The organism is Intestinicryptomonas porci (assembly GCF_033971905.1).
Lineage (GTDB): Bacteria > Verrucomicrobiota > Verrucomicrobiia > Opitutales > Intestinicryptomonadaceae > Intestinicryptomonas > Intestinicryptomonas porci.
On sequence record NZ_JALBUT010000012.1, the window covers coordinates 1 to 5,875 of the forward strand.

At 47.1% G+C, this 5,875-nt stretch carries 2 tRNA genes and 3 rRNA genes; all 5 read left to right on the top strand.

The annotated features are described in order from the left end of the window. The first annotated feature begins 514 nt into the window (after nucleotides 1–514). Nucleotides 515–2,051: ribosomal RNA gene (locus MOX91_RS08675) — 16S ribosomal RNA — on the top strand. A gap of 147 nt (nucleotides 2,052–2,198) precedes the next feature. Further along, nucleotides 2,199–2,274: transfer RNA gene (locus tag MOX91_RS08680), tRNA-Ala, on the top strand. 12 nt (nucleotides 2,275–2,286) lie between these two features. Then, nucleotides 2,287–2,360 (top strand) — tRNA-Ile (locus tag MOX91_RS08685). Nucleotides 2,361–2,545: 185 nt separating this feature from the next. Continuing rightward, nucleotides 2,546–5,385: ribosomal RNA gene (locus MOX91_RS08690) — 23S ribosomal RNA — on the top strand. Between the two features lie 162 nt (nucleotides 5,386–5,547). Then, nucleotides 5,548–5,664, top strand: a 5S ribosomal RNA gene (rrf, locus tag MOX91_RS08695). The 16S, 23S and 5S rRNA genes sit together here with 2 tRNA genes alongside, the layout of an rRNA operon. Nucleotides 5,665–5,875 lie beyond the last annotated feature (211 nt).

Consider the following 5,875-nt stretch of genomic DNA (forward strand, 5'->3'; position numbering starts at 1 on the left):
TAAAAAAATTTGCAAAAAAGGCTTGCAAAGTGGGGGAGGAAGTACAGAGTGATTGACCTTTCACTTGAGAAAGAGTGGATGATCTTTGAAAAAGTCTTAAAGAAAAGTTTTTGAAAAAAGTTCAAAAAAAATAAAAAAAAGATTTGACAAAGATAAAAAGGAAGTTCCTAATAGCGAACTTTCACACTTATGAAAGCGGGTTGAAAAACATTGTTTTCCTCTAAGTAAGTTCTTTAAAGTTTAGAAAAGAAAAAAATTAAAAATTTGAAAAAAAAATTAAAATTTTTTCTTGACAAGCGAAACGGTTTAATTCTTAATTGGCGTCTTTCTTTCATAACGAAAGAGGGGCTTAATAAGAAAGCCGAAAAAAACGATCTTTTAAAGTTTACTAAGTACGATTGTGCGAACCGGCATATTTTTTTTGAAATATGTCAACAATGACTTAAAGATAAATTTAAGTCCAAACGAATCTAAATAGAAAACAGATTCAAGATTCTCAAAGCTTTAAAAAAGTTTTATGGAGAGTTTGATTCTGGCTCAGAGTGAACGCTGGCGGCGTGGCTAAGACATGCAAGTCGAGCGGGATTTATAGATGTAGCAATACATTTGTGATGAGAGCGGCAAACGGGTGAGTAATACATAAGCAATCTGCCTTAAAGTTTGGGATAGCTCGGGGAAACTCGAATTAATACCGGATGTGGTCTTAAACTGCATGGTTTAAGTACTAAAGCTTGAGATGGCGCTTTAAGAGGAGCTTATGGCCTATCAGCTAGTTGGCGGGATAACAGCCCACCAAGGCGAAGACGGGTAGCGGGTCTGAGAGGACGATCCGCCACATTGGAACTGAGACACGGTCCAAACACCTACGGGTGGCAGCAGTTTCGAATCATTCACAATGGGGGCAACCCTGATGGTGCGACGTCGCGTGAGGGATGAAGGTCCTAGGATTGTAAACCTCTGTCACATGGGACTAACCGTAAGGTTCATAGCCTTACCTGAATTAACCATGAGAGGAAGCAGTGGCTAACTCCGTGCCAGCAGCCGCGGTAATACGGAGACTGCGAGCGTTACTCGGATTCACTGGGCGTAAAGGGAGCGCAGGCGGATTAGTGTGTTAGGTGTGAAATACCGGGGCTTAACTTCGGTGCTGCGCCTAAAACTATTAATCTAGAGACTTGGAGGGGTAAGCGGAATTTGTGGAGTAGCGGTAAAATGCGTAGATATCACAAGGAACACCGATGGCGAAGGCAGCTTACTGGACAAGATCTGACGCTCAGGCTCGAAAGCGTGGGTAGCAAAAGGGATTAGATACCCCTGTAGTCCACGCCCTAAACGTTGTACACTAGGTCTCGGGGAAATCATCCTTTTCGGGGCCCAAGCTAACGCGATAAGTGTACCGCCTGAGGACTACGACCGCAAGGTTAAAACTCAAAGAAATTGACGGGGACCCGCACAAGCGGTGGAGCATGTGGCTTAATTCGATGCAACGCGAAGAACCTTACCTGGGTTTGACATGTATTAGAATATAGCTGAAAGGTTATAGTCCTTCGGGACTGGTACACAGATGCTGCATGGCTGTCGTCAGCTCGTGTCGTGAGATGTTCGGTTAAGTCCGGCAACGAGCGCAACCCTCGCCCTATGTTACTCTTCGGAGGTCTCTTAGGGGACAAACCTGAATTCAGGTGGGAAGGTGGGGATGACGTCAAGTCAGTATGGCTCTTACATCCAGGGCTGCACACGTGCTACAATGGCCGGTACAAAGGGAAGCTACACTGTAAGGTGATGCAAATCTCGAAAGCCGGTCCCAGTTCGGATTGAGGTCTGCAACTCGACCTCATGAAGCCGGAATCGCTAGTAAAGGCGTATCAGCAACGACGCCTTGAATACGTTCCCGGGTCTTGTACACACCGCCCGTCAAGTCATGAAAGCCGATTTCGCCCGAAGTGCGTGAGCTAACCGCAAGGGAGCAGCGTCCTAAGGCAAGGTTGGTGATTGGGACTAAGTCGTAACAAGGTAGCCGTAGGGGAACCTGCGGCTGGATCACCTCCTTTCTAAGGAGAAGTTTCGTAAGGGGAGACCCTTAGTGGAAACGAGGATGAGGTTTGAGACAATCGTACTTAGTAGATTTTGGAAGAGATGATCTTTTAAGATAAAGAAGTCGCAATAGGCGCAGGCGAGAAAAAGCCGAGGCGAGTTTAGGGGCCGTAGCTCAGTTGGAAGAGCGGCTGATTTGCATTCAGCAGGTCATCGGTTCGAACCCGTTCGGCTCCACCAAACTTTCAGAAGGGGCTCATAGCTCAGCTGGTTAGAGCACACGCTTGATAAGCGTGGGGTCGGTGGTTCAAGTCCACCTGGGCCCATAGAAAGGGTTGCGGCGGAAAGGATTTAGATCTTTGACAGTTTGAAATAGATAATAGTTTATAAAGTTTTAAAGTTTAAAGCGAGGTAGTGGAAACACTACGATAAGCGTAATCTTAGAATAAAACATGCTATTAGAAAAGAACCAAGCGAGATAGCCTATTTTAAAAAAAGGAGCAATTGATTGTAATGAACAATCAAGGGCAATTGGTGGATGCCTTGGCGATATATGGCGAAGAAGGACGTGGCAAGCTGCGAAAAGCCTCGGTTAGATGCAAGCAATCTTTAACCCGGGGATCTCCGAATGGGGCAACCCAATATGTTAACAGCATATTACTACTGATTGAATATATAGATCAGAAAGAGCGACACCTGCCGAAGTGAAACATCTCAGTAAGCAGAGGAAAAGAAAGCGAAGCGATTCCCTGAGTAGTGGCGAGCGAAAGGGGAGTAGTCCAAACCTTTGGGATTTATCCTGGAGGGGTTCGGACCACGACGTAGGACTTGAGAGGATAGTGGAATGGTATGGAAAGGCCAATCATAGAGGGTGACAATCCTGTACGCGAAATCCCGACAAGCCTTAGTGGAATCCAGAGTAGCACCGGACACGTGAAACCTGGTGTGAAAGAGTGCCGACCACGGCATAAGACTAAATACAAGATATCGACCGATAGTGAACAAGTACCGTGAGGGAAAGGTGAAAAGGACCCCTGTTAGGGGAGTTAAAAGTACCTGAAACCAATTGCCTACAAGCGGTCGGAGCTAAATTATATAGTGACGGCGTACCTTTTGTATAATGGGCCTAGGAGTCTATATCAGTTGCGAGCTTAAGCGTTTACGACGTGGAGGCGAAGCGAAAGCGAGTCTGAAGAGGGCGATAAGTATCTGGTATAGCACCCGAAGCGGAGGCGATCTAGCCATGACCAGGTTGAAGCATCGGTAACACGATGTGGAGGACCGAACCCATTAACCTTGAGAAGTTACGGGATGAGTTGTGGTTAGGAGTGAAAGGCTAATCAAGCCCCGTAATAGCTGGTTCTCTCCGAAATATATTTAGGTATAGCGTCAAATGCTGACAACCGGGGGTAAAGCACTGAAAAGGCTAGGGTCCACACCAGGATACCGAACCTTATCAAACTCTGAATACCGGTTGGAGAAGTTTGGCAGTCAGTCTGTGGGGGATAAGCTTCATAGGCGAGAGGGAAACATCCCAGACCATCGAATAAGGTCCCAAAGACAACGCTAAGTGGTAAGAAGGAGGTAAATTTTCTTAGACAATGGGGATGTTGGCTTAGAGGCAGCCATCATTTAAAAAGTGCGTAATAGCTTACCCATCGAGAGAATTTGCGCCGAAAATGATCGGGACTAAAGTGTTGCACCGAATTTGTGGAATTTTGAATTGGTAGGAGAGCGTTCCAACGACATTGAAGGCATCAAGGGATTGGTGTTGGAGTTTTTGGAAGTGATAATCTAGGCATGAGTAACGATAAGTATGGTCAAAATCCATACCGCCGTAAGGATAAGGTTTCCTGGGGAAGGTTCGTCCGCCCAGGGTTAGTCGGGAGCTAAGGCGAGGCCGTAAGGAGTAGTCGATGCACAGCAGGTTAATATTCCTGCACCGGCTCATAAGTGTTTGACCCGTATATTGACAGAAGCATGGATGAGAGTGGGGTGATGAACGTCCCTTTCGCGCAAGCGGATCTCGAGGCTACGGCTGAGGGAGATTTTCAGAAGTGATTCTCGGGAAAATTTATACGGTTAATTTATGGGTTGCCCGTACCGCAAACCGACACAGGTATCCGGGATGAGTATTCTAAGGCGCGTGAGTTAAATCTCTCTAAGGAACTCGGCAAAATTGCCCTGTATCTTCGGTAGAAAGGGTGCCGCAGCGATGCGGTCACAGTAAAGAGATCCAACCGACTGTTTATCAAAAACACAGCTCTCTGCAAAGTCGCAAGACGACGTATAGGGAGTGACATGTGACCAATGCGGAAAGGTGAAAGCTGGTTGTGCAAGCTTCTGGTCTAAGCCCCCGTGAATGTCGGCCGTAACTATAACGGTCCTAAGGTAGCGAAATTCCTTGTCGGGTAAGTTCCGACCTGCACGAATCATGTAACGAGTTGGATGCTGTCTCGGAGAGATGCTCAGTGAAATTGTAGTCGCGGTGAAGATGCCGCGTACCCGCAGAAGGACGGAAAGACCCTATGAACCTTTACTATAACCTGATATTGTCATTTGATTTTCAATGCGTAGCATAGGTGGGAGGCTTTGAATTATTACTCCAGGGTGATAATGAGCCGCAATATGAAATACCACTCTTTGTCTGTTAGATGTCTAACCTATGACCGTAAGCCGGTGTGGGGACAGTGTTAGGGGGTTAGTTTGACTGGGGCGGTCTCCTCCTAAAGTGTAACGGAGGACTGCGATGGTTCCCTCAGTCCGGTTGGCAATCGGACGGCGAGGATATGGCTAAAAGGGAGCTTAACTGTGAGACCTACAAGTCGAGCAGATGGGAAACCAGGCCCAAGTGATCCGGCGGTAGCTCGTGGGAGCGCCGTCGCTTATGGGACAAAAGGTACTCTAGGGATAACAGGCTGATTTCACCCAAGCGTTCATAGCGACGGTGAAGTTTGGCACCTCGATGTCGGCTCATCACATCCTGGGGCTGGAGAAGGTCCCAAGGGTTTGGCTGTTCGCCAATTAAAGTGGTACGCGAGCTGGGTTCAGAACGTCGTGAGACAGTTCGGTCCTCTATCCTCTGTGGGCGTTGGAAGTTTGAGGGGTTCATTCTCTAGTACGAGAGGACCGGGAATGACGCACCACTGGTGTTTCGGTTATCGTGTCAACGGTAGCGCCGAGTAGCTAAGTGCGGAAGGGATAAGAGCTGAAAGCATCTAAGCTCTAAGCCCATCCCAAGATAAGACTTCCCTGAGGGACCAAGTAGACGACTTGGTTGATAGGTCGGGTGTGTAAGCGCAGTAATGTGTTGAGCTAACCGATACTAATTACCCGAAAGAGTTTATTACAATCACATTGCGTACTTTTTTTAAAATAGTTTATCAACTTGGTTTTGGTAGAAGTTTTATGATAAGGTTGCGAGAAGCTGTTATCTATTTTGACTGCGGAATTTAGCTGCGGTTAGAGGGTTGGCACACGGTTAAGCCGTGAGACTTACTTTTAGTTGACGAATCTGGTGATCATAGGCGAGGGGAAACACACGTTCCCATCCCGAACACGCTCGTTAAGCCCTCAGCCGCCGATGGTAGTACCGCCACGATGCGGTGCGAGAGTAGGTCGTTGCCAGTATTATGAGCCCTGAGTTTCGAAAGAAGCTCAGGGCTCTCTTGTTTTATACGCCAGAACACAAAAGTTGCGATAGCAAGCTTTTGGGTAGCAAAAATTACGAAGTAATTTTCCCGTAGGGCGACAACAGCGCGGATTTTGCAAAGCAAAACCAAGCGAGGGAGTGCAATTATGAGCCCTGAGTTTCGAAAGAAGCTCAGGGCTCTCTTGTTTT